We start from the raw sequence: 289 nt of genomic DNA on the forward strand, positions 1-289 counted from the left end.
GCTCCAACCGAAATTCACGTAGGCAGAATGAGACCGGTGATTACGAGTATCAAGACGCAGGCCGACGCTATTGCGTGGATCAAGAAAGCGCCCAAGGGCACAGCATTCGCGATGAACGTGCGGACCACCGGATACCACACGGCTGGTATCAATCGCAACCACAAGATGCCGATTGAAATTCCGTCGACCATTCAGGTGACGAAAAACACGCTGTTCCGGGTCCTGCATCAGTACGGGATCGCGGGCTCTGACCTGCTGGTCGCGTGTACCGAACGCCATGGTGTGTACG

1 protein-coding gene is annotated in these 289 nt (G+C 56.1%); it reads left to right on the forward strand.

Features of this window, described 5'->3' with window-relative positions; translation table 11 throughout:
* Positions 1-27: 27 nt before the first annotated feature.
* The coding region (locus AC1RPR_RS08740; RefSeq protein ID WP_481763560.1) for a hypothetical protein at positions 28-289 on the forward strand (262 nt) is incomplete at its 3' end.

This window comes from Dellaglioa sp. CoH-57-MRSF-22, assembly GCF_056781895.1.